Source organism: Gemmiger formicilis, from assembly GCF_016901605.1.
GTDB classification, from domain to species: domain Bacteria; phylum Bacillota; class Clostridia; order Oscillospirales; family Ruminococcaceae; genus Gemmiger; species Gemmiger formicilis_B.
The window spans coordinates 1-291 of sequence record NZ_JACJKP010000596.1 but is presented as its reverse complement, the minus strand read 5'-3'; the positions used below and the strand labels follow the sequence as shown (position 1 = coordinate 291).

1 pseudogene is annotated in these 291 nt (G+C 55.7%); it reads left to right on the top strand.

Annotated elements, in window-relative coordinates:
* Nucleotides 1-291: pseudogene (locus H6B10_RS16075) on the top strand (carbohydrate ABC transporter permease); the annotation flags it as partial.

The window sequence follows — 291 nt, the reverse complement described above, 5'->3', positions numbered from 1 at the left end:
GCTTGTACTATATGGCAGGTTCCGTGGTACAGATGGCCCTGGCCCTTCTGTTCGCCACCATCCTCAGCTTCAAGGTCAAGGGCGGCAAGTTCTTCCGCGGCGCGTTGTACTTCCCCTGCCTGATCTGCGGTATCTCGGTGGGCTTCATCTTCAAGTTCTTCTTTACCCATGGCTTTGTGCTGGATACCCTGCTCAGCTGGGTAGGCTTCGACATCGAGTCCCTGCCTTACTGGCTGCGGGACGAATCCATCAACAACATTGTGCTGGTGGCCTGCTCCATCTGGAAGTACA